This window comes from Mycobacterium sp. E3251 (assembly GCF_001666835.1).
Taxonomy (GTDB): domain Bacteria; phylum Actinomycetota; class Actinomycetes; order Mycobacteriales; family Mycobacteriaceae; genus Mycobacterium.
Genome location: NZ_LZJF01000027.1, coordinates 51,616 through 73,285 on the forward strand (window position 1 = coordinate 51,616; position 21,670 = coordinate 73,285).

The 21,670-nt window shown below is 69.4% G+C and carries 23 protein-coding genes and 1 tRNA gene; 11 read left to right on the top strand and 13 right to left on the bottom strand.

Annotation, left to right across the window (positions count from 1 at the left end):
- Positions 1-33: 33 nt before the first annotated feature.
- From A5697_RS04060 to A5697_RS04070, 3 genes are read left to right on the top strand one after another with little or no spacing between them, the layout of a single operon-like run.
- The gene (locus A5697_RS04060) at positions 34-1,203 is read left to right on the top strand and encodes a cytochrome P450 (RefSeq protein ID WP_067947427.1); all 1,170 of its coding nucleotides are present in this window, start codon (positions 34-36) and stop codon (positions 1,201-1,203) included.
- Positions 1,200-1,394, top strand: a complete 195-nt coding sequence (locus A5697_RS04065; protein WP_067947425.1) for a ferredoxin — start codon at positions 1,200-1,202, stop codon at positions 1,392-1,394. The genes A5697_RS04060 and A5697_RS04065 overlap by 4 nt, the downstream gene beginning before the upstream one ends.
- A 44-nt stretch (positions 1,395-1,438) precedes the next feature.
- Positions 1,439-2,941: a molybdopterin-dependent oxidoreductase gene (locus A5697_RS04070; RefSeq protein ID WP_068008211.1), complete on the top strand. Its 1,503-nt coding sequence runs from the start codon at positions 1,439-1,441 to the stop codon at positions 2,939-2,941.
- Positions 2,942-2,945: 4 nt separating this feature from the next.
- Here the strand turns inward: A5697_RS04070 and A5697_RS04075 are convergent, their stop codons facing one another.
- The 6 genes from A5697_RS04075 to cobC are packed head-to-tail and all read right to left on the bottom strand — an operon-like array spanning position 2,946 to position 7,776.
- A complete protein-coding gene (locus A5697_RS04075; protein ID WP_067200991.1) occupies positions 2,946-3,146 on the bottom strand; it encodes a hypothetical protein in 201 nt (66 codons plus the stop codon).
- Between the two features lie 21 nt (positions 3,147-3,167).
- A complete protein-coding gene (locus A5697_RS04080; RefSeq protein ID WP_068008216.1) occupies positions 3,168-3,749 on the bottom strand; it encodes a TetR-like C-terminal domain-containing protein in 582 nt (193 codons plus the stop codon).
- A 16-nt stretch (positions 3,750-3,765) separates the two neighbouring features.
- On the bottom strand, positions 3,766-4,884 hold the full coding sequence (locus A5697_RS04085) for a bifunctional RNase H/acid phosphatase (protein ID WP_067947419.1): 1,119 nt from the start codon (positions 4,882-4,884) through the stop codon (positions 3,766-3,768).
- Complete coding sequence (locus A5697_RS04090) at positions 4,881-5,618, bottom strand: zinc ribbon domain-containing protein (protein ID WP_068008218.1); 738 nt, start codon at positions 5,616-5,618, stop codon at positions 4,881-4,883. Before A5697_RS04090 ends, A5697_RS04085 begins: the two co-directional genes overlap by 4 nt.
- Positions 5,618-6,751, bottom strand: a complete 1,134-nt coding sequence (locus A5697_RS04095) for a Nif3-like dinuclear metal center hexameric protein (protein WP_067947415.1) — start codon at positions 6,749-6,751, stop codon at positions 5,618-5,620. Before A5697_RS04095 ends, A5697_RS04090 begins: the two co-directional genes overlap by 1 nt.
- Positions 6,748-7,776: an Rv2231c family pyridoxal phosphate-dependent protein CobC gene (cobC, locus tag A5697_RS04100; protein ID WP_067947413.1), complete on the bottom strand. Its 1,029-nt coding sequence runs from the start codon at positions 7,774-7,776 to the stop codon at positions 6,748-6,750. Before cobC ends, A5697_RS04095 begins: the two co-directional genes overlap by 4 nt.
- Before the next feature lie 81 nt (positions 7,777-7,857).
- Here cobC and A5697_RS04105 point away from each other — a divergent pair, with 81 nt between their 5' ends.
- The 3 genes from A5697_RS04105 to A5697_RS04115 are packed head-to-tail and all read left to right on the top strand — an operon-like array spanning position 7,858 to position 9,870.
- The gene (locus A5697_RS04105; RefSeq protein ID WP_197500907.1) at positions 7,858-8,541 is read left to right on the top strand and encodes an HAD-IA family hydrolase; all 684 of its coding nucleotides are present in this window, start codon (positions 7,858-7,860) and stop codon (positions 8,539-8,541) included.
- Complete coding sequence (locus tag A5697_RS04110) at positions 8,534-9,025, top strand: low molecular weight protein-tyrosine-phosphatase (RefSeq protein ID WP_067947411.1); 492 nt, start codon at positions 8,534-8,536, stop codon at positions 9,023-9,025. The genes A5697_RS04105 and A5697_RS04110 overlap by 8 nt, the downstream gene beginning before the upstream one ends.
- Before the next feature lie 11 nt (positions 9,026-9,036).
- Positions 9,037-9,870 carry an SURF1 family protein gene (locus tag A5697_RS04115; protein WP_156673146.1) on the top strand — a complete coding sequence of 278 codons (834 nt, stop codon included), beginning with the start codon at positions 9,037-9,039 and terminating at the stop codon, positions 9,868-9,870.
- On the opposite strand, the gene A5697_RS04120 is transcribed toward A5697_RS04115, so the two are convergent.
- Together A5697_RS04120 and A5697_RS27570 are read right to left on the bottom strand one after the other, a co-directional pair.
- Positions 9,852-10,796 (bottom strand): cobalamin biosynthesis protein, encoded by a 945-nt coding sequence (locus A5697_RS04120; protein WP_068008224.1) that lies wholly within the window; start codon positions 10,794-10,796, stop codon positions 9,852-9,854. The genes A5697_RS04115 and A5697_RS04120 overlap by 19 nt on opposite strands.
- Positions 10,797-10,847: 51 nt before the next feature.
- The gene (locus A5697_RS27570; protein WP_156673139.1) at positions 10,848-11,000 is read right to left on the bottom strand and encodes a hypothetical protein; all 153 of its coding nucleotides are present in this window, start codon (positions 10,998-11,000) and stop codon (positions 10,848-10,850) included.
- 93 nt (positions 11,001-11,093) lie between these two features.
- Between A5697_RS27570 and A5697_RS04125 the strand changes: the two genes are divergently transcribed.
- The gene (locus A5697_RS04125; protein WP_068008267.1) at positions 11,094-11,918 is read left to right on the top strand and encodes an oxygenase MpaB family protein; all 825 of its coding nucleotides are present in this window, start codon (positions 11,094-11,096) and stop codon (positions 11,916-11,918) included.
- Here A5697_RS04125 and A5697_RS04130 read toward each other — a convergent pair.
- A complete protein-coding gene (locus tag A5697_RS04130) occupies positions 11,915-13,036 on the bottom strand; it encodes an epoxide hydrolase family protein (protein ID WP_068008270.1) in 1,122 nt (373 codons plus the stop codon). The genes A5697_RS04125 and A5697_RS04130 overlap by 4 nt on opposite strands.
- Before the next feature lie 88 nt (positions 13,037-13,124).
- Here A5697_RS04130 and A5697_RS04135 point away from each other — a divergent pair, with 88 nt between their 5' ends.
- Complete coding sequence (locus A5697_RS04135) at positions 13,125-14,405, top strand: NRAMP family divalent metal transporter (RefSeq protein ID WP_197500908.1); 1,281 nt, start codon at positions 13,125-13,127, stop codon at positions 14,403-14,405.
- A 25-nt stretch (positions 14,406-14,430) separates the two neighbouring features.
- Here A5697_RS04135 and A5697_RS04140 read toward each other — a convergent pair.
- The 4 genes from A5697_RS04140 to A5697_RS04155 form a co-directional block, all read right to left on the bottom strand.
- Positions 14,431-14,505: transfer RNA gene (locus tag A5697_RS04140), tRNA-Val, on the bottom strand.
- Between the two features lie 46 nt (positions 14,506-14,551).
- Entirely contained in the window at positions 14,552-15,013 is a 462-nt protein-coding gene (locus A5697_RS04145) for a peroxiredoxin (protein ID WP_067947403.1), read from the bottom strand.
- Positions 15,013-15,435: a DUF3052 domain-containing protein gene (locus A5697_RS04150; RefSeq protein WP_068008227.1), complete on the bottom strand. Its 423-nt coding sequence runs from the start codon at positions 15,433-15,435 to the stop codon at positions 15,013-15,015. Before A5697_RS04150 ends, A5697_RS04145 begins: the two co-directional genes overlap by 1 nt.
- A 92-nt stretch (positions 15,436-15,527) precedes the next feature.
- Entirely contained in the window at positions 15,528-16,109 is a 582-nt protein-coding gene (locus tag A5697_RS04155) for a hypothetical protein (RefSeq protein WP_067947402.1), read from the bottom strand.
- Between the two features lie 185 nt (positions 16,110-16,294).
- Here A5697_RS04155 and aceE point away from each other — a divergent pair, with 185 nt between their 5' ends.
- The 3 genes from aceE to A5697_RS04170 all read left to right on the top strand — a co-directional run bounded on the left by aceE (position 16,295) and on the right by A5697_RS04170 (position 21,635).
- Positions 16,295-19,087, top strand: coding sequence for a pyruvate dehydrogenase (acetyl-transferring), homodimeric type (aceE, locus tag A5697_RS04160; RefSeq protein WP_068008229.1), 2,793 nt, complete (start codon positions 16,295-16,297; stop codon positions 19,085-19,087).
- Positions 19,088-19,260: 173 nt separating this feature from the next.
- Positions 19,261-20,589: a CdaR family transcriptional regulator gene (locus tag A5697_RS04165; protein WP_067947398.1), complete on the top strand. Its 1,329-nt coding sequence runs from the start codon at positions 19,261-19,263 to the stop codon at positions 20,587-20,589.
- Between the two features lie 137 nt (positions 20,590-20,726).
- A complete protein-coding gene (locus tag A5697_RS04170) occupies positions 20,727-21,635 on the top strand; it encodes an ACP S-malonyltransferase (protein ID WP_068008232.1) in 909 nt (302 codons plus the stop codon).
- Positions 21,636-21,670: the final 35 nt, after the last annotated feature.

Consider the following 21,670-nt stretch of genomic DNA (forward strand, 5'->3'; position numbering starts at 1 on the left):
GCCCAGCGGGGATGTTGGTGCCAGTCTGACCAGATGACAGAAACCGAAGGGTTCGTCGACCAGACCGTGACCGGTCTCGCGGAGCCGCAGCCGATGTACAAGGCGCTGCGCGAAACCAGCCCGGTGTTCCGGTCGCCGCAGGCCGTGGTTCTCAGCCGCCTGGCCGACATCGAGATGGCGCTCAAACGCACCGAGGTGTTCTCGTCGAACATGGACGCCGTCGACCTGGGCAACGTGCGGCCGCTGATCCCCCTGCAGATCGACCCGCCCGAACATGCGAAGTACCGCCGCGTCCTCGACCCGCTGTTCACCCCGCGGGAGATGGCCCGCCGGGAACCCCGCGTCACCGAACTGGTGAACGAGATGATCGACCGCTTCGCCGATCGGGGCGAATGCGACTTCCACGCCGAGTTCGCGGTGCCCCTGCCGTGCACCGTCTTCCTGCAGGTGCTCGGGCTGCCGCTGGAGGACCTCGACAAGTTCCTGGAATGGAAGGACGGCGTGATCCGCCCGGAGGGGGATTCCGGCTTCGACCGCCGCCACGAAAGCTCCGCAGCGGTGGCGCAACAGATCTACGACTACTTCGACCGCGCCATCGACGACCACATCGCCAGTCCCCGCGACGACGTGCTGTCGGCGATGATCGCCGCCGAGATCGCCGGGCAGCCGCTGTCGCGCGAAGAGCTCCTGGACATCTGCTTCCTGTTCCTGATCGCCGGCCTGGACACGGTGACCGACTCGCTCGACTGCTTCTTCGTGTACCTCGCCCGCCACCCCGACCACCGTCGCCAGCTGGTCGAGCAGCCCGACGTGCTGCCGGGCGCCGTCGAGGAGTTACTGCGCTGGGAGACACCGGTGCCCGGCGTCGCCCGCGTCGCCATTCAAGACGTCGAGGTGGGCGGGTGTCCCATCAGCAAGGGCGAACGGGTCAGCCCGCTGCTGGGGGCCGCCAACACCGACCCGGCCGAGTTCGCCGACCCGGAACTGGTCGACTTCACCCGCAACCCGAACCGGCACCGCGCATTCGGCGGCGGCCCGCACCGCTGCCTCGGCTCTCACCTCGCCCGCATGGAGCTGCGGGTGGCGTTACGCGAATTCCACCGGCGCATACCGGATTACGAGATCAAGCCCGGCACCCAGCTGACCTACACCGCCGCGCTGCGTTCGGTGGAGTCGCTGCCGCTGGTGTTTCCGGCGCCATGACCCGCATAGTCGTCGACGCCGACCGTTGCACCGGGCACGGACGCTGCTACACCCTGGCGCCCGACGTCTTCGACGCCGACGAGGTCGGCCACTCCGTGGTACTCGTCGCTGAGGTGTCCGGCGAACTCGAGGCGCAGGCCGTCACCGCGGAGCAGAACTGTCCCGAAGGCGCAATCTCCCTATCCCGTTGAAGCAGAACGAAACTCCGGTGGTTGCCCCGCCGTCGAATGAGCGGATGATCGCCGGGGTCGCCGCCGCATCCGTCGCGCTCGGGATGGCCCAGCTGGTGGGCATCCCGTTCGGTGCGCGGGCCGACGCGCGGGCCGCCATCGGCGCGGCGGTCGTCGACCTGACACCCGGCCCGGTCAAAGAGTGGGCGATTCAGACCCTGGGCTCTTTGGACAAACTCTTCCTGGCCGTGGCCGTGCTGGTGGTGATCGCGGCGATCGCCGCGATTGCCGGGACGCTGGAGACCCGGCGCCGCCCACTCGGGAGCGCCGTGATCGCCGCGGCGGGCGCGCTCGGATGCGTCGCGGTGTTGTCGCGACCGGGAGCGACGGCGCTCGACGCGATCCCGACCATCGCGGGCGCGGCGTGCGGCGTGGCGGCCCTGCGCCTGCTAACCCGTCGTTTTCGGCAGGATCCCGAAGACGCTGGCGACCTCGACGAGCCGGATGCCGGCAGACGCAGGTTGGTCGTGCTCGGATTCGGAGTCGTGAGTGGCGTGGCGGGCGCGGTCATCACACGGTTGGCGCATTCGGTGGCCGCGGACCGCACCGGCTTCGCGCTGCCCAAGCCGCGCACGCCGGCACCCCCGGCGCCCGCCGATGTGCAGCCGAAAGGCGTTGCGCTGCCGAGCTTCGTGACCCCCAGCGCCGACTTCTACCGGGTGGACACCGCGCTCACCGTTCCCCAACTCAGCCACTCCGACTGGCGGCTGCGCATTCACGGCATGGTGAATCGCGAAGCCACTTACAGTTTCGCCGACCTCGCCGGCTTCGACGTGATCGAAAAGGTGGCGACGCTCACCTGCGTTTCCAATCCCGTTGGGGGCAACCTCATTTCGACCGGGGTGTGGACGGGCTATCGAGTGGCCGACCTGTTGGCGGCGGCCGGCGTGCGTCCGGAGGCCGACATGGTGCTGTCGACGTCGATCGACGGGTTCACTGCCGGCACGCCGGTGGATGCGCTCACCGATGGCCGCGACGCGCTATTGGCGGTCGCCCTCAACGGTGAGCCCCTGCCGATCGAGCATGGCTATCCGGCCCGGCTGGTCGTCCCGGGGCTCTATGGGTATGTGTCGGCCACCAAGTGGGTCATCGACGTGGAGCTGACCCGCTTCGACAAGGCGCAGGCGTACTGGACGCGGCAGGGCTGGGCACCGCGCGCACCCGTCAAGACCGAGTCGCGGATCGACGTGCCGAAAAACGGTCAGCGGGTGCCGGTGGGTCCCGTCGTTTTCGGCGGCGTCGCGTGGGCGCAGAATCGCGGCGTGCGGTCCGTGGAAGTCCGCATCGACGACGGCGCGTGGCAGGCAGCCGAACAGGGCGCGAGCTACTCCAACCAGACGTGGCGGCTGTGGAGCTTTCCCTGGCAGGCGAAAAGCCCTGGGCAGCACACCATCACCGTGCGCGCCACCGACAACACCGGGGAAACCCAGACCTCGCACAGAGCCGCTACGGTCCCCGACGGCGCCACCGGCTGGCACTCGGTGGACTTCACCGTGACAGGGACGTGAAGCCCTATTTCGACGAGAGTTTCCGCCAGCTGACTACCGCGATCACGATGCCGATCACCGCGGTGATCGGACCGATGACCGACCAGGTGGTGGTGTTGCTCATCGGGCTACCACCGAGCACCCCGAATCCCTGAAGCGCCCAGATCAAGCCGAACAAGGCGACGATCAAACCGAAGGCTAAGGTCGCGACGAATGTCCTTCTCATAGGCGGATGGTACGACCAGGCTCACCGGCGGGCGAGCGCGTGCCACGCCAAGTCGACGATCGCGGCGCAGTAGTCGTCGTCGACGGGAACGTCGGAGTACAGGGCCCGAATGTTGAGCGGCGCCAGCAGGATCTGAACCGCGGCCAGGGTGTTGACGTCGTCGCGCAATTCACCCCGCTCCCTGGCCCGGTCCACGACCGCGCGCATCGCATTGAAATGTGCCCGCCAGAACCGCACCCGGGTGACTTCGTCGTGCCCCCCGCGGCGGTCCATCACCAGCGCGCGCAACAGTGTGCAGCCGACTTCAGTGTTGATCCGATTGGTCACATTGCGGGCCAGGGCCTCCAGGTCTCCTCGCAACGAGCCGGTGTCGGTTCCCGACCTCACCGTCTCGACGTCGGAAAGCACCGCGTCGACCATGAGTTGGCGCCGATCTGCCCAATAGCGGTACACCATCGCGGGGTCGAGGTGATTCCGCTCGGCCAACGCCTCGATGCTGAACCGCTCGACGCCCCATCGGGTCAACTCGTCGAGCACGGCCGGCATCACCAGCGCCCGAACGTCCGCAGGAATCGGATCTGCTGATGGTTGGGACGGCCGCATGAGTTCTCCTTGGCGCCTACAGGTAGCCCGTCTGGTTCACCAGACGCACGGACGACGCCCCGTCAGAATAGAACTCCGCAATGCTCAGCGATGCCAGGTCGAGATGCAGCCGGTACAGGATGCCCGGCCCGGCCTCCAGCGCGAGCCGCAGCAGCATCTTGATCGGCGTCACGTGGGACACCACCAGCACCGTCGTGCCCTGGTGCGCGGCGATGATGCGTTCGCGCGCCCGCAGTACCCGGTCGAGCACGTCGTCGAAGCTTTCACCGCCCGGCGGGGTGGTGCCGGTGTCCCGCAGCCAGCGCCCGTGCAGTTCCGGGTCGCGCTCGGCGGCCTCGGCGAACGTCAATCCCTCCCAGGCGCCGAAGTCGGTCTCGATCAAGTCGTCGTCGACGGTCACGTCCAGGCCGAGCGCCTTGGCGGCCCTGGCCGCGGTGTCGTAGGCCCGCTGCAGCGGCGAGGCGAACACCGCCGAGATTCCGCCGCGCTGCGCCAGATAACGCGCCGCGGCGTCGGCCTGCCGGCGGCCCACTTCGGTCAGGGCCGGGTTGCCGCGGCCCGAATAGCGGCGCTGCGCCGACAGCTCGGTCTGGCCGTGCCGCAGCAGCAGCAGCCTGGTCGGCGTACCGCGCGCCCCGGTCCATCCGGGCGCATGCGGGGGTGGCGAGGACTGCGCCGCAGCGGTTTTCGCGGGTTCGGCCGCGGCCAGTCCGGGATCTTCCCCCGTGCCGCTGGCGGCGGCGTCCATCGCCTCGTTCGCCAGCCGATCGGCATAAGAGTTGCGGTCCCGCGGAATCCACGTGTAGCTGATCCGATCGAAGCGCGCCGCCAGCTTTCGGGCCTGGCCGTGCAGCTCGACCAGGTCGGGATGCTTGACCTTCCACCGCCCCGACATCTGCTCCACCAGCAGCTTGGAATCCAGGAAGACCGCGGCCTCGGTCGCGCCAACCCGCAGGGCGTCGTCCAAACCGGCCAACAGGCCACGGTATTCGGCCACGTTGTTGGTGGCCCGGCCGATGGCCTGCTTGGTTTCCGCCAGCACCGTCGCGCGGTCCTCCGTCCAGACCACGGCGCCGTATCCGGCCGGGCCGGGATTGCCGCGCGACCCGCCGTCGGCCTCGATCACCACCTTCACTGGTCCAACCCCTTGACCCGCAACAGGATCGCGCCGCACTCCGGGCACCGCACCACGTCGTCGTCGGCGGCGGCGGAGATCCGCGACATCTCGCCCCGGTCGATCTCGAGGCGACAGGCACCACACCGCCGCCCGAGCAACGGTCCGGCGCCCGGGCCTCCCCCGGCGCGCTGGCGTTCGTACAAGGCGGACAGGGCCGGGTCCAGCGCCGCGCTCAGCGTTTCGCGCCGTGACGAATGAGCTTGCCGGGTCTCGCTGATTTCGGCGAGCGCGGCGTCGAGAGCCCGCTGGGCGTCGGCGAGTTCGGCCTCCAGCGCTTCGACCTTGCCCTGGCCGTCATCCAGCTGGGACTGCAGTTCCTCGCGGCGCTCCAGCACATCGAGCAGCGAATCTTCCAGGCTGGCCTGGCGGCGCGTCAGGGTCTCCAGCTCGTGCTGCAGATCCGACAGTTGCTTCGCGTCGGTGGCACCGGACTGCAGCAACGAGCGGTCGCGGTCCTCGCGCTGGCGAACCGCCTCGATTTCGGACTCGAGTCGCGACACCTGAACGTCGATGTCCTCCAACGCGATCCGAATGGCGCCCACGCGGTCGCCGGCGGCGCTGAGCTCCTCCTGCAGCCGCTCGCAGGCCTGTTGCTCCGCCAGATGGCTGGCCCGGTGCGTGATGCGGGACAGCTCGGCATCCAGCTTCGACAGCTCGAGCAGCGAACGCTGCTGAGCGACTTCGGCCTTCATCAGTGGTCACCCTCCAGTTGCCCCATAGTCCATGGGTCGGTGCGAATGGTGCATACCCGCACCGGCAGCGCGGCACCGAAACGCGACCGCAGCAGGTCGGCGGCCTGGTCGCACCAGGGGAATTCGCTCGCCCAGTGCGCCACGTCGATCAGCGCCACGCCGGAGGCCCGGCGATGTTCGTCGGCGGGATGGTGCCGCAGGTCGGCCGTGACGTACGCCTGCACATCCGCGCCGGCCGCCGCCGCGAGCAGCGAGTCCCCGGCGCCGCCGCAAACGGCGACCCGGGATACCGACAGGTCGGGATCGCCGGCCGCGCGGACGCCCCACGCCGTGCGCGGCAGGGCGGCTTCGACGCGGGCCACGAAGTCGCGCAGCGGTTCGGGCCGGGGCAGGGCGCCGATGCGGCCCAGCCCGGCGCCGCCGGGCGGGGGCAGCAGCGCGAAGACGTCGAACGCGGGCTCCTCGTAGGGATGGGCGGCGCGCATGGCCGCCAGCACGGCGGCCCGGATCCGGGCGGGCGCGACGACCTCGAACCGGTCCTCGGCCACCTTCTCGACGGCTCCGATGCTGCCCACCGCGGGCGATGCGCCTTCGTGGGGCAGGAACTGCCCGATGCCGCTGACGCTCCAGCTGCAGTGCGAGTAGTCGCCGATGTGCCCGGCGCCCGCCTCGAACACGGCCGCCCGCACCGCTTCCGCGTTGTCGCGCGGCACATAGATGACCCACTTGTCCAGGTCGGGCGCGGCCGTTCGCGGCTCCAGGGCGGCTTCGACGGTGAGGCCGAGGGCCTGGGCCAGCGCATCGGACACGCCCGGTGACGCCGAGTCGGCGTTGGTGTGCGCGGTGAACAGCGAACGCCCCGTTCGGATCAGGCGGTGCACCAGCGCACCCTTGGGCGTGCTGGCCGCCACGGTGTCGACCCCGCGCAGCAGCAAGGGGTGATGGGCCAGCAGCAGGTCACCCTCGGGAACTTGGTCGACGACGGCGGCCGTCGCGTCGACCGCGACGGTCACCGACTCGATCGCGTCGCCGGGGTCGCCGCACACCAGGCCCACCGAGTCCCAGGATTCGGCGAGCCGCGGCGGGTAGGCCTCGTCCAGCACGTCGATGATGTCGGCCAGCCGCACGCTCACCGGCGCACCTCCGCGATGGCTGCGACCAGCAGCGGCCACTCCCGGCGCACCGTGGCCCGCAGGTAACTCTCATCCAAGCCGACGAAAGTATCACAGCGACGGATAGCTATCTCCTTGTCCCGCAATGCCTTTCGAAGCTCCACCGCGTCAGGCCTGCGGAACAGCACGAACGGTGCCCGGCCGTCGACCACCTCGGCGCCCACCGACGTCAGGCCGGCCACCATCTCGGCACGCAACTCCGCCAGGCGCGCGGCACCGGCCGCCGCCTCGGCGACGGCCTGCCGGCCGCAACACGCCGCGATGGCCGCCAGTTGCAGCGTCCCCACCGGCCAGTGGGCACGCTGCGAGGTCAACCGGGCCAGCATTTCCGGGGAGCCCAGGGCGTAGCCCACCCGCAATCCCGCCAGCGCCCACGTCTTGGTCAGGCTGCGCAGCACCAGCACATCGGGCAGCGAATCAGCGGCCAGCGACTCGGGTTCGCCCGGGATCGAATCGGCGAACGCCTCGTCGACCACCAGGATCCGGCCGGGCCGGCGCAACGCGAGCAGCTGCTCGCGGGTGTGCAGCACCGAGGTCGGGTTGGTCGGGTTGCCCACCACGACCAGGTCGGCGTCCTCGGGAACGCTCACCGCGTCCAGGCCGAAGGGCGGCTCGAGCACCACGTGGTGCACGGGCACCCCGGCCGCGCCCAGAGCGTCCGCCGGCTCGGTGAAGGCGGGCGCGACGACCGCCGCCCGCGCCGGACGCAGGTTGCTCAGCAGCGCGAACCCCTCCGCGGCCCCGGCCAGCGGCAGCACCTCGTCGTGTTGCCTGCCGTGCCGCTCCGCGACCTTTTCCTGCGCCGCGCGCACGTCCTGGGCGCTGGGGTAGCGCCCAAGATCCGGCAGCCGCGCGGCCAGCCGCCGCACCAGCCACTCGGGCGGTTGCGCGTGACGGACGTTGACGGCGAAATCCAGCATCCCGGGTGCGACGGCCTGATCACCGTGATAGCGCGTCGCAGGCGGGCTCAAGTTCAGACTCGCCATCCGAGAAACACTAGTGGGCCGCTCGGGCGGGTGGCAGCGACACCGTCACACCCGGACGCGGCCATCGAGGACAATGGTGAGGTGACAGGCACAACGTCCACCGATCGCCCTTCGCCGGGCCTCACCACCGAGCTGGTGATCTTCGACCTCGACGGCACCCTCACCGACTCCGCGGAGGGCATCGTGGCCAGCTTTCTGCATGCACTCGAGCACGTCGGCGTCGCTGTGCCCGACGGCGACCTGGTGGCGCAGATCGTGGGCCCGCCGATGGACGACACCTTCCGGTCCATGCTGGGCGGGGACGCCGAGCGGGCCATCACCGCCTTCCGCGCCGAATACGGCAGCCGGGGCTGGGCGATGAACACGCTGTTCGAGGGCATCGAGCCGCTGCTGGCCGATTTGAGCGCCGCCGGTGTCCGGCTGGCCGTGGCCACCTCGAAGCTCGAACCGACGGCGCGGCGCATCCTCGCCCATTTCGGGCTCGATGGGTATTTCGAGGTGATCGCCGGGGCGAGCCCCGACGGCTCCCGCAAGACCAAGGTCGACGTGCTGGCGCACGCGTTGGAGCAACTGCAGCCGCTGCCCGAGCGGGTGCTCATGGTCGGCGACCGCAGCCACGACGTGCACGGCGCGGCCGCGCACGGCATCGACACGGTGGTGGTGGGCTGGGGTTACGGGCGGGACGATTTCGCCGACGGGTTCGGCGTCACCGGCGTGACGCACGCCGCGACCATCGACGAGCTGCGGGCGGCGCTCGGTGTCTGAGCCGCTGCACGTCACCTTCGTCTGCACGGGGAACATCTGCCGGTCGGTAATGGCCGAGAAGATGTTCGCCGACCAGCTGCGCCGCCGCGGCCTGGCCGACGCCGTTCGGGTGACCAGCGCGGGCACCGGCAACTGGCATGTCGGCCAATGCGCCGACGAGCGGGCGGCCGATGTGCTGCGCGCCCACGGCTACTCCACCGACCACCGCGCCGCTCAGGTCGAGGCCGACCATCTGGCCGCCGACCTGGTGGTGGCGCTGGGCCGTAACCATCTGCGGATGCTGCGCGAGCTGGGTGTCGACGACGAGCGGGTGCGGATGTTGCGGTCCTTCGACCCGCGTTCGGGCGCCCACGCCCCCGACGTGGAGGACCCCTACTACGGCGACGCGCAGGACTTCGAGGAGGTCTTCGCGGTCATCGAGGCCGCGCTGCCCGGCCTGCACGCCTGGGTGGACGACCGGCTCGGCGGGAACGGATCGCCCTGATGCCCCGGGCGCTGCGTCGGCTGGCGTTCCTGCTGCGGCCCGGCTGGATCGCGCTGGCGCTCGTGGTCGTCGCCTTCACCTACCTGTGCTTCACGGTGCTGGCGCCCTGGCAGCTGGGCAAGCACAACCGGACGTCGCGGGAGAACCGCCAGATCGAGTATTCCCTCAACACCGAACCCGTCCCACTCAAAACGCTTCTGCCACAACAGAATTCCTCGGCCACGAACGCGCAGTGGCGCCGCGTGACGGCCACCGGGCACTACCTGCCCGACGTCCAGGTGCTCGCCCGGTTGCGGGTGATCGAGGGCAAGCCGGCGTTCGAGGTGCTGGCACCGTTCGTCGTCGACGCCGGACCCACCGTGCTCGTGGACCGCGGCTACGTGCGGCCCGAACAGGGATCCCACGTCCCGCCGATCCCCCGCCCGCCCCAGGACACGGTCACCATCACCGCGCGGCTGCGCGACTCCGAGGCCGTCGCGCCGGGCAAAGATCCCTTCACCCAAGACGGTGTGCAGCAGGTGTACTCGATCAGCACCGAACAGGTCGCGGCGCTGACCAAGGTCCCGCTGGCGGGCTCGTATCTTCAGTTGACCGAGGACCAGCCCGGCGGGCTCGGCGTGATCGGCGTGCCGCACCTGGACGCCGGGCCCTTCCTGTCCTACGGAATTCAGTGGATCTCGTTCGGCATCGTCGCGCCACTCGGGTTGGGCTACTTCATCTATTCCGAGATCCGCGCGCGCCGACGGGAAAAGCAACAGCAACCCGCGGCCGAGGCGGCGCCGGCTCCAGAGACCCCGAAGACCGTGGAGGCGAAACTCGCCGACCGCTACGGCCGCCGCAGGTAACACAGCAGCACCGCCAGCAGCGCGGCGCCCGCTTGCACCGTCCGCGACAGCGCCACGGCGCGGCGCAGGTCGGCCACCGTCGGCTGGTGTCCGTCGCCCAGGGTCGGCCGGATCTGCAACTCGTGGCGGTACTGGGTCGGCCCGCCGAGTCGGACCCCCAGCGCCCCGGCGAAGGCCGCCTCGACGACACCGGCGTTGGGGCTGGGGTGACGGGCGGCATCACGGCGCCAGGCCCGCACCGCGCCCGAGGGCGACCCGCTGACAAACGGGGCGAACATCACCACCAGCACCGCCGTCGCCCGCGCGCCGAGGTAGTTAGCCACATCATCCAATCTCGCTGCGGCCCAACCGAATCGGGCGTAACGCACCGAGCGATAGCCGATCATCGAGTCCAGCGTGTTGACGGCGCGGTACGCCAGCACCGCGGGCGTCCCGCCCATCGCCGCGCACAGCAGCGGCGCCACCTGGGCGTCGGACGTGTTCTCCGCGATCGATTCCAGCGACGCACGCGTGAGGCCGGCGCCGTCCAGCGTGGCCGGATCGCGCCCGCACAGCGACGGCAGCAGCCGGCGCGCGGCCTCGACGTCCCCGCGTTCCAGCAGTTCCGACATCGCCAAGCCGGTGCGCGCCAACGATGTTCCGCCCACCGATACCCAGGTGGCCGCTGCGGTGGCGGCGATCGACCAGGGTGGGCCCCCGCGGTCGGCGATCCGTTGCAGCGCGGCGCCGAGCAAGCCGACGGCCCCGACCAGCGCCCCGACGTGCACCGCCCCCGCGGCCCTGCTGTCGCGGTAGGTCACCCGCTCCACACCGGCGGCGACCCGCCCGAAGGCCGCGACCGGATGCCCCCGCACCGGGTCGCCCAGCGCGACGTCGGCAAGGTAGCCGGCCAGCACGCCGGCCAACCGGGTCCGGGTCGCCAACACCCTGGCAGCGTCTCACACGGGGCGCGCCGGCCAGACGAGCCTTGGCGCGGCCTACGCCATGGCGAAGACGGCCGCGACGATCACCACGGCGATCAGCAAGCCGATCACCCACCACATCAGTAGGGATGATTCGAGGGCGCCCGTCGACACGGCCGCCCGGTGGCGCGGCGGCCCGGAGGCCGAGACGCCGAATTGGGTACTCATCTGCCCAGGCGTGCCCGTTTTCGGCCGGTTATAACGTCTCGGCCCTCGGTCGTGGGAGTACATGGTTGACTCAGCGACATGGCGTCGTCCGCGATGAAGCGGCCCGCGACCCGGGTCGCCGACCTGTTGAACCCGGCGGCACTGCTGCTCCCGGCCGCGAACGTGATCATGCAGTTGTCCCTACCCGGCGTCGGGTACGGCGTGCTGGAAAGCCCGGTGGACAGCGGCAACGTGTACAAGCATCCGTTCAAGCGGGCCCGCACCACCGGCACCTACCTCGCGGTCGCCACGATCGGGACCGAGTCCGACCGCGCTTTGATCCGCGGCGCCGTCGACATCGCGCACCGGCAGGTCCGATCCACGTCATCAAGCCCGGTGTCCTACAACGCTTTCGACCCCAAGCTGCAGCTGTGGGTGGCCTCGTGTCTGTACCGCTATTTCATCGACCAGCACGAGTTCCTGCACGGCCCGCTCGACCCGAATGATCCGGCCACCGCCGACGCCGTCTACCTCGACGCCAAGCGGCTGGCCACCACGCTGCAGGTGCCCGATCGCATGTGGCCGCCGGACCGGGCGGCGTTCGACGAGTACTGGAAGCACACGCTCGACGAGCTGCGCATCGACCCTCCGGTACGGGAGCATCTGCGCGGCGTGGCGTCGCTGGCGTTCCTGCCGTGGCCGTTGCGAGTCTTGGCGGGGCCGTTCAACCTCTTTGCGACGACGGGGTTTTTGGCTCCGGAGTTTCGCGCGCTGATGCAGCTGGACTGGTCCCCCGGCCAACAGCGCCGGTTCGAGTGGCTGCTGTCCGCGCTGCGGCTGGCAGACCTCTTCCTGCCGCACGGGATCTGGCTCCTCGGATATCAGATCTACTTGTGGGACATGCGTTTTCGGGCGCGGCGCGGCCGGCGGATCGTCTAGGCCCGCACCGTCGCGAAGAACGCGCCCACGTCCTCGACGAACAGCTCGGGCTGCTCGAACGCGGCGAAGTGCCCGCCGCGCTCCATGGTCGTCCAGTGCGTGATGTTGTAGACCGGCTCGCACCAGCTTCTGGGCGTCTTCAGCAGCTCGCCCGGGAAAGCCGCGACGCCCGTGGGCATTTCGACGCGGCCCAGCTGACCAAAGACCCTGAAGCTCTCCCAGTACAGGCGGGCCGACGACGCGCCGGTGTTGTTCACCCAATAGAGCATCACGTTGTCCAGCAGCTCGTCTCGGGTGAACACATTCTCCGGGTGACCGTCGCAATCGGCCCACGCCCAGAACTTCTCGACGATCCACGCCATTTGCCCCACCGGCGAATCGGCCAGCCCGTAGCCCAGCGTTTGCGGCCGGGTGGACTGCTGCTTGGAATAGCCGGTGCCCCACTCGCGGTGCTCGGCCATTGCGGCCATTGCCCGCTGCTCCTCTTCGGTCGGGTTCTTGAGCGACTCCGGGGTGGGCCGCCCGATCGGCATGTTGAGGTGGATGCCCGCGCAGTGGCCGCCGTTCCGGCCGATCTGGGTGGTCACGGCGGCGCCCCAGTCGCCGCCCTGGGCGCCGTAGCGGTCGTAGCCCAGGCGCAGCATCAACGTCTCCCAGGCCTCGGCGATCTTCTGCACGCCCCAGCCCGTGCGCGTCGGCTTGCCGGAAAACCCGTATCCCGGCAGCGACGGGCAGATCACGTGGAAGGCGTCCTCGGCGCGCCCGGACGTCGGATTGGTCAGCGGCTCGATCACCTTGTGGAACTCCACGATCGAGCCGGGCCAGCCGTGGGTGATCAGCAGCGGGAACGCGTCGTCGTGCGGCGACCGGTGGTGGACGAAATGAATGTCCAGCCCGTCGATCTCGGTGATGAACTGGTCGAAGCGGTTGAGCGCGTCCTCGCGGGAGCGCCAGTCGTACTCGTCGGCCCAATAGCCGGCCAGTTCGCGGGTGTAGGCCAGCGGCATGCCCTGGCTCCAGTCGTCCACGCACTCGGCTTCCGGCCAGCGGGTGCGGGTCAGCCGCGATTGCAGGTCGTCCAGGACGTCGTCGGGGACGTCGATGCGAAACGGTTCCACGGGTTCGACATTCACGCCCCTGAGGCTGCCACACCAGGGCGAGCCATAGAAGTCGATCGACAGCCGAGCCATGTGCCATCATTCGGGCGTGTCCCTTCGTGCCCGCGCCGCGGCCGCCTGGCACATTCTCGGACCCGGGTTTGTCACCGGGTCGTCCGACGACGATCCATCGGGCATTCAGACCTATAGCCAGACCGGTGCCCAATTCGGCTACGCCCAGCTGTGGGTGGCCGCATGGACGTACCCGTTCATGGGTGCGATCCAAGAAATCTGCGGACGGATCGGCATGGTCACCGGCCGCGGGCTGGCGGCGGTGCTGCGCGAGCACTATTCGCGCCGCGTGCTCTACGTGGCCGTGTCGCTGCTGTTGGTCGCCAACACGGTCAATGTCGGTGCCGACCTCGGCGCGATGGCGGCAACCGGTCAGTTGCTCGTTCACGCCCCGCTGCTGGCATGGTTGGCGGTGATCGTCGGGATTTCGCTGGCGCTGCAGATTTCAGTGCCCTACCCGGCTTACGCGCGGTTCCTCAAGTATGTCTGCCTGAGCCTGTTGGCCTACGTCGTGGCGGCGTTCGTCGTCCACCATCCGTGGTGGCCCACGGTGGCGCTCAGCGCGTTCACACCGCATTTCGAATGGTCGCGCGACTATGCGCTGAACATCGTGGCGGTGCTCGGCACCACGATCACGCCCTACTGCTTTTTCTGGGAGGCCGACCAGGAGGCCGAGGAGGATTTCGCCCGCGGGCGGATGAAGTTCTACGGCAAGGGCGTCCCGGTTGTGGTCGAAAGCGATATCCGCGGCATGCGCGCCGACACCGCCGTCGGAATGGGCTTCTCCAACATCGTGCAGTTCTTCATCATCCTGACCTGCGCGTCCGTGCTGCACCCGGCGGGCGTGGTGTCGGTGGACACCCCCGACCAGGCGGCACTGGCCCTGCGGCCGCTGGCCGGCGATCTGACCTATCTGCTGTTCGCGGTGGGGATCATCGGCGTCGGCTTCCTGGCCGTGCCGACGCTGAGCGGCTCGGCCTCCTACGCGCTGTCCGAAGCGCTGGGCTGGAAAGCGGGCCTGGGCTACACATTCCGCGAGGCGCGCGCCTTCTACGTGGTGATCGCCCTGGCCACGCTCGTGGGCGTGGGGCTGAACTTCATCGGGATTCCCCCGTTCCGGATGCTGTATTACGCCGCCGCGGTCAATGGCGTGCTTGCCCCGCCCTTGATGGCGATGATCACGCTGGTCGGCAACAACCGGGCAATCATGGGGCGGCACACCAACAACGGGTTCGCCAACGTGATGGGATGGGCGATCGTCGCGATCATGGGCGTGTGCGCCCTGGCCCTGATCGCGTCGCTGATCGTCGGGCCGTGACCAAAATGAATGCCGACGAGTTCGATGGTGGGCGCGGACGGTATCGAACCGCCGACCGCTGGTGTGTAAAACCAGAGCTCTACCACTGAGCTACGCGCCCGTGCCCGAGGCAGGCTACACGCACAACGCCCGAGTACCCAAAACTCTCAGCCCCGCAAAGCCGCCAGCGCGTCGGTCCACAGCCGCTGGTTGCGGGATTCGCCGGGTTGTTTCATCTCCGCGAACCGGATCACGCCGGAACGGTCGATGACGAAGGTGCCGCGGTTGGGGTAGCCGGCCTCGTCGTTGAATACGCCGTAGGCCTGGCTGACCTCTCCGTGCGGCCAGAAGTCTGACAGCACCGGGAACGTGAATCCGCTCTCCAGCGACCAGATCCGGTGCGTGGGCGGCGGTCCCACCGAGATGGCCAGTGCCGCGCTGTCGTCGTTCTCGAAGTCGGGCAGGTGATCGCGAAGCTGATCCAGCTCGCCCTGGCAGATGCCGGTGAAGGCCAGCGGGAAGAAGACCAACAGGACGTTCTTGGCGCCGCGGTAGGCGCTCAGGCTGACCCGCTGTTGGTTCTGGTCGCGCAGTGTGAAGTCCGGGGCGGTGGCGCCGACGGGCAGCATCAACGCTTCCCGGCTCGGGACTTCGGCTGCACCAGTCGGCTGGCGCTCCAGTCGCCCAGGTTGACCGAGGAGGTCGGCATCAGGCCGGCGGTGGGAGCGGCCTCGGCGATCTCGGCGGGCAGCACGTGGCCGGGCTTGCCGGTCTTGGGCGTCAGCACCCAGATCACGCCGTCCTCGGCCAGCGGGCCGATCGCGTCCATCAGGGTGTCGACCAGGTCGCCGTCCCCGTCGCGCCACCACAGCAGGACGACGTCGACCACCTCGTCGGTGTCCTCGTCGAGCAACTCGGCGCCGCACGCGTCCTCCACGTCAGCGCGGATTTCGTCGTCGGCGTCCTCGTCCCAGCCCCATTCCTGGACAACTTGGTCTCGTTGGATGCCCAGTTTGCGAGCGTAGCTCGAGGCGTTATCCGCCGCGACCACCGTGGAGCCTCCTTAAACCGTCCAGCGCCGTGCGATGGGGATTATCGTCGCACAGCCTCAACCGCGTCGACACCCGCGCCTCACGAGGCGCCTCAGAAGGACGCCAGGCAAAGTTTGAGTGCCTTCGTCTTGGCGTCGTTGAGCCGGTCCACCCGCCGGTTGAATTCCCCCGTCGCCGCGTGGGTGCCGATCGCGTTGGCCACCCCGCGGGCCGCGTCGATATACGAGTTGAACGCGTCCTTCAGCTGCTGGGACAGCGCATCGTTGAAGCTGTTGCTGACCGTGTCGGCGCTGTTGTTCAGCGCGTCGATGGCGGGGCCCTCCGTGGGACCGGTGCCGCGGCCCGCGTTGAACGCGCCGACGAAGATGTTCACCTTGTCGATCGCGTCCTTGCTCGTCGTGGCCAGGTTGTCGCACGAGGTGCGCACCGCCCGGGTGGTCAGCGACTGCTGCCGCTGCGACTCGCGGACCCGCGAGGTCGCCGACGACGCGGACACCGACGCGGACACCGACTGCCGATAAGCCGGGGCCACCTGCGTGTCGGGTCCGGCCGTGCCGTTGGTGACGGTGGTACACCCCACGATCCCCATCAGCGTCGCCGCGATACACCCGAGCGCCAGAGCGCCTCGCCTGGGAAAGCTCCCCGCAAGTACGGCACGCCATCCGATGAGCACGGCTCCTGACGTTACCGGTTGGCTTTGCCGATCGTCCCGCTACGCACGAGTTCGTGTCGGCCGGGTGAACCCGTGCCAGCTACCCGACGTCGGCTAGCCCCGCCAGACGCCGGTGCGGCACGATAGAGGGAGACGGTGCGCAGCACCCCGAGGGCACAAGCCCCGCCAACTACAGGAGCAGTGCGTTGACAACCGAGTTCGCACGCCACGATCTGGCCAAAACCCCTAGCAGCGCAAGCGAACCCGACCGCGTTCGGGTGATTCGCGAAGGCGTCGCGTCGTACCTGCCCGACATCGACCCCGAAGAGACCTCGGAGTGGCTGGAGTCGTTCGACGAACTGCTGGAGCGCTCCGGGCCGGCGCGGGCGCGGTACCTGATGCTGCGGCTGCTGGAACGGGCCGGCGACCAGCGCGTGGCCATCCCGTCACTCACGTCAACCGATTACGTCAACACGATCCCGACGGAACTGGAACCGTGGTTCCCCGGCGACGAGGACGTCGAACGGCGCTTCCGGGCGTGGATCCGGTGGAACGCCGCCATCATGGTGCACCGCGCCCAGCGCCCGGGAGTCGGCGTGGGCGGCCACATTTCGACCTACGCCTCGTCGGCCGCGCTGTACGAGGTCGGCTTCAACCACTTCTTCCGGGGCAAATCGCATCCCGGCGGCGGCGACCAGATTTTCATCCAGGGCCACGCGTCCCCCGGGATTTATGCGCGCGCGTTCCTCGAAGGGCGGCTCAGCGAGGATCGGCTCGATGGCTTCCGCCAGGAACACAGCCATGCCGGCGGTGGGCTGCCGTCCTACCCGCACCCGCGCCTGATGCCCGACTTCTGGGAGTTCCCCACCGTGTCCATGGGCCTGGGCCCGCTCAACGCCATCTACCAGGCGCGGTTCAACCACTACCTGCACGACCGGGGCATCAAGGACACCTCCGACCAGCACGTGTGGTGCTTCCTGGGCGACGGTGAGATGGACGAGCCGGAGAGCCGCGGGCTGGCGCACGTCGGGGCGCTCGAGGGCCTGGACAACCTGACGTTCGTCATCAACTGCAACCTGCAGCGCCTCGACGGGCCGGTGCGCGGGAACGGCAAGATCATCCAGGAACTGGAGTCGTTCTTCCGCGGGGCGGGATGGAACGTCATCAAGGTGGTCTGGGGCCGCGAGTGGGACGCCCTGCTGCACGCCGACCGCGACGGCGCGCTGGTGAACCTGATGAACACCACCCCGGACGGCGACTACCAGACATATAAGGCCAACGACGGCGCCTACGTGCGCGACCACTTCTTCGGGCGCGACCCGCGCACCAAGGCGCTCGTCGAGAACATGACCGATTCCGAGATCTGGAATCTCAAGCGCGGCGGCCACGACTACCGCAAGGTGTACGCCGCCTACCGCGCCGCCGTCGACCACAAGGGCCAGCCAACGGTGATCCTGGCCAAGACCATCAAGGGCTACTCGCTGGGCGCGCACTTCCAGGGCCGCAACGCCACGCACCAGATGAAAAAGCTTGCGCTGGAAGACCTTAAGTGGTTCCGCGACTCCATGCGGATCCCGATCAGCGACGCGCAGCTGGACGAGGACCCCTACCTGCCGCCCTACTACCACCCCGGCCCTGACGCGCCGGAGATCCGCTACATGCTCGACCGTCGCCGCACCCTCGGCGGCTTTCTGCCCGAGCGCCGCACCAAGGCCAAGGCGCTCAAGCTGCCCGGGCGCGAGATCTACTCCGCGCTGAAGAAGGGCTCGGGCACCCAGGAGGTCGCCACCACCATGGCGACCGTGCGCACCTTCAAGGAAGTGTTGCGGGACAAGGAGGTTGGCCCGCGAATCGTGCCGATCATTCCCGACGAGGCGCGCACGTTCGGCATGGACTCGTGGTTCCCGTCGCTGAAGATCTACAACCGCCTCGGCCAGCTGTACACCGCCGTCGACGCGGAGCTGATGCTGGCTTACAAGGAAAGCGAAGTCGGGCAGATCCTGCACGAGGGCATCAACGAGGCGGGCTCGGTGGGCTCGTTCATCGCGGCCGGCACGTCATATGCGACGCACAACGAGCCGATGATCCCGATCTACATCTTCTATTCGATGTTCGGCTTCCAGCGCACCGGCGACGGGCTGTGGGCCGCGGCCGACCAGATGACCCGCGGCTTCCTGCTCGGGGCCACCGCGGGGCGCACCACGCTGACCGGCGAGGGTCTGCAGCACGCCGACGGCCATTCGCTGCTGCTTGCCAGCACCAACCCGGCGGTGGTCGCCTACGACCCGGCCTTCGCCTACGAGATCGCCTACATCGTCGAAAGCGGGCTGGCGCGGATGTTCGGGGACAACCCCGAAGACGTGTACTTCTACATCACCGTCTACAACGAGCCGTACGTGCAGCCGCCGGAGCCGGAGAACTTCGATCCGGAGGGCGTGTTGCGGGGCATCTACCGCTACCGCGCCGCCACCGAACAGCGCGCGAACACCGCCCAGATCCTGGCCTCGGGCGTCGCCATGCCGGACGCGCTGCGGGCGGCCGAGATGCTGGCCGCCGAGTGGGACGTCGCCGCCGACGTCTGGTCGGTGACCAGCTGGGGCGAACTCAACCGCGACGGCGTGGCCGTCGAGAGGGCGAAGCTGCGTCACCCCGACCGGCCCGCCGGGACCGCCTACGTCACCCAGGCCCTGTCGAACGCCGCCGGCCCGGTGATCGCCGTGTCGGACTGGATGCGCGCCGTCCCCGAGCAGATCCGGCCATGGGTGCCCGGCACCTTCGTCACCCTGGGCACCGACGGGTTCGGTTTCTCGGACACCCGGCCCGCCGCGCGCCGCTATTTCAACACCGACGCCGAGTCGCAGGTGGTCGCGGTGCTGGAAGCGTTGGCGCGCGACGGCGAAATCGACCCCTCGGTTCCGGTCGCGGCCGCCCGCCAGTACAAGATCGATGACGTGCAGGCCGCCCGCGGGCAGAGCGCCGAGGCGGGGACGGCCACGTAGCGGGGTTTCGCTGGGACGCGAGCGCCCGGCCAGCCGGGCGGCGGGACGTGAGCATGCGGCCAGCCGCACATTCGGCGTCGAGCGTGCGGCTGGCCGCACACTCGACCGCGGCGCACAGCGCACCTCGCCGACGCTTTGGCGGTAACTTCCAAAAAGTGGCGTAGGTTTTAGGGGTGAATGACAACCCGTTCGCCGGCCCCTTCGCCAAGCAGCCCCGGTCGCCGCTCGAACTTCTGGACACCGTGCCGGATTCGGTCCTGCGCCGGTTGAAGCAGTACTCCGGCCGGCTGGCCACCGAGGCGGTCTCGGTGATGCAGGACCGGTTGCCGTTCTTTGCCGACCTGGAGGCCTCCCAGCGGGCCAGCGTCGCCCTGGTGGTGCAAACGGCGATCAACAACTTCGTCGAATGGATGCAGGACCCCCACAGCAACGTCAGCTACACCGCGCAGGCCTTCGAGCTGGTGCCCCAGGACCTCGCCCGCCGGATCGCGTTGCGGCACAGCGTGGACATGGTGCGCGTCACCATGGAGTTCTTCGAAGAGGTGCTGCCGCTGGTGGCCCGCTCCGAAGAGCAGCTGACCGCCCTGACCGTGGGCGTCCTGAAGTACAGCCGCGACCTGGCCTTCACCTCGGCCTCGGCCTACGCGAACGCGGCCGAGGCGCGCGGCACCTGGGACAGCCGGATGGAGGCCAGCGTCGTCGACGCGGTGGTCCGCGGCGACACCGGCCCGGAGCTGTTGTCCCGGGCCGCGGCGCTCAACTGGGACACCACCGCCCCCGCGACGGTCGTGGTCGGGGTCCCCGCGCCGGGCCCCGGCGGATCGACGGGACCGGGCGACGACCAGCGGGCCAGCCAGCACGTCCGCGACATCGCCGCCCGGCACGGCCGCGCCGCCCTCACCGATGTGCACGGCACCTGGCTGGTCGCTGTCGTATCGGGCCAACTGTCGCCCACCGACAAATTCCTCGGCGACTTGCTGGAGGCGTTCTCCGACGGCCCGGTGGTCATCGGGCCGACGGCGCCCATGCTGACCGCGGCCTACCACAGCGCCAGCGAGGCGATCTCCGGGATGAACGCCGTCGGCGGCTGGCGGGGGGCGCCCCGCCCCGTGCCGGCGCGCGAACTCCTGCCCGAACGCGCCCTGATGGGGGACGCCTCGGCGATCGTGGCGTTGCACACCGACGTCATGGGGCCGTTGGCCGCGGCGGGCCCCACGCTCATCGAGACCCTTGACGCTTACTTAGATTGTGGCGGCGCGATTGAAGCTTGTGCCAGAAAGTTGTTCGTTCATCCAAACACCGTCCGCTACCGGCTCAAGCGGGTCACCGACTTCACGGGGCGCGATCCCACGCAGCCCCGCGACGCGTATGTGCTGCGAGTGGCGGCGACGGTTGGCCAGCTCAACTACCCCACCGCTCCCGCTAGCGTCGGCACCAACGCGATGCCGCCGGTTCCGCTGCCGGTCAGGGCCGCTATTGGGGGTCAATCCGAGGCACAGTGACCCAGGCCACAGATCGCGGCGCGGTATCGAACATGTAGCTTACGGAGCTATTTTGTGGGGACTACACAAAAACCTAAGACGAGGTTCATAATCTGTTACACCCGCCAAAACCGTTTCCACAGTGTTCTCTTAAACACGTGATCGCATTGCTTGCGCCCGGACAGGGTTCGCAGACCGAGGGGATGCTCTCGCCGTGGCTCGACCTGCCGGGTGCCGCGGACCAGCTCGACCTGTGGTCGAAGGCCAGCGGCCTCGACCTGGTCCGGCTGGGCACCACCGCGTCGACCGAGGAGATCACCGACACCGCGGTCACCCAGCCCCTGGTCGTGGCGGCCACCCTGCTGGCCCACCAGGAGCTCACCAAGCGCGGCCTGCTGTCGTCCGCGGAACTCATCGTGGCCGGCCACTCCGTCGGCGAGATCGCGGCCTACGCGATCGCCGGTGTGATGGCCGCCGATGACGCCGTCGCGCTGGCCGCCACCCGCGGCGCCGAAATGGCCAAGGCCTGTGCCATCGAGCCGACCGGCATGTCCGCGGTGCTCGGCGGTGACGAGGCCGAGGTGTTGGCCCGCCTCGAGCAGCTCGACCTGTTCCCCGCCAACCGCAACGCCGTCGGCCAGATCGTCGCCGCCGGCCCGCTGACGGCGCTGGAGAAGCTGGCCGAGGACCCGCCGGCCAAGGCCCGCGTCCGCGCCCTCGGGGTGGCCGGGGCGTTCCACACCAAGTACATGGCTCCGGCCCTCGACCGCTACGCCGCCGCGGCAGCCGCGGTCGCGACCGCCGAGCCCACCGCCACGCTGCTGTCCAACCGCGACGGGCAGCCCGTCGCCTCGGCGGCGGCGGCGATGGACGCGCTGGTCGCTCAGCTCACCCAGCCGGTGCGCTGGGACCTGTGCACGGCCACCATGCGTGACCGGGAAATCACGGCGGCGGTGGAGTTCCCCCCTGCGGGCACTCTGACCGGAATCGCCAAACGCGAACTTCGGGGGGTTACGACCCGCGCCGTCAAAGCACCCGCAGACCTGGACGCACTGGCCGAACTCTAAAAGCCGCTTCCAGTACAACCACATACCGCTCTAAA

What these genes read in the sequence shown, in the direction of transcription:
- A5697_RS04060 (WP_067947427.1), top strand. Translation starts at nt 34, where the DNA reads ATGACAGAAACCGAAGGGTTCGTCGACCAGACCGTGACCGGTCTCGCG.
- A5697_RS04065 (WP_067947425.1), top strand. Translation starts at nt 1,200, where the DNA reads ATGACCCGCATAGTCGTCGACGCCGACCGTTGCACCGGGCACGGACGC.
- A5697_RS04070 (WP_068008211.1), top strand. Translation starts at nt 1,439, where the DNA reads ATGATCGCCGGGGTCGCCGCCGCATCCGTCGCGCTCGGGATGGCCCAG.
- A5697_RS04075 (WP_067200991.1), bottom strand. Translation starts at nt 3,146, where the DNA reads ATGAGAAGGACATTCGTCGCGACCTTAGCCTTCGGTTTGATCGTCGCC.
- A5697_RS04080 (WP_068008216.1), bottom strand. Translation starts at nt 3,749, where the DNA reads ATGCGGCCGTCCCAACCATCAGCAGATCCGATTCCTGCGGACGTTCGG.
- A5697_RS04090 (WP_068008218.1), bottom strand. Translation starts at nt 5,618, where the DNA reads ATGAAGGCCGAAGTCGCTCAGCAGCGTTCGCTGCTCGAGCTGTCGAAG.
- cobC (WP_067947413.1), bottom strand. Translation starts at nt 7,776, where the DNA reads ATGGCGAGTCTGAACTTGAGCCCGCCTGCGACGCGCTATCACGGTGAT.
- A5697_RS27570 (WP_156673139.1), bottom strand. Translation starts at nt 11,000, where the DNA reads ATGAGTACCCAATTCGGCGTCTCGGCCTCCGGGCCGCCGCGCCACCGG.
- A5697_RS04125 (WP_068008267.1), top strand. Translation starts at nt 11,094, where the DNA reads ATGAAGCGGCCCGCGACCCGGGTCGCCGACCTGTTGAACCCGGCGGCA.
- A5697_RS04145 (WP_067947403.1), bottom strand. Translation starts at nt 15,013, where the DNA reads ATGCTGCCCGTCGGCGCCACCGCCCCGGACTTCACACTGCGCGACCAG.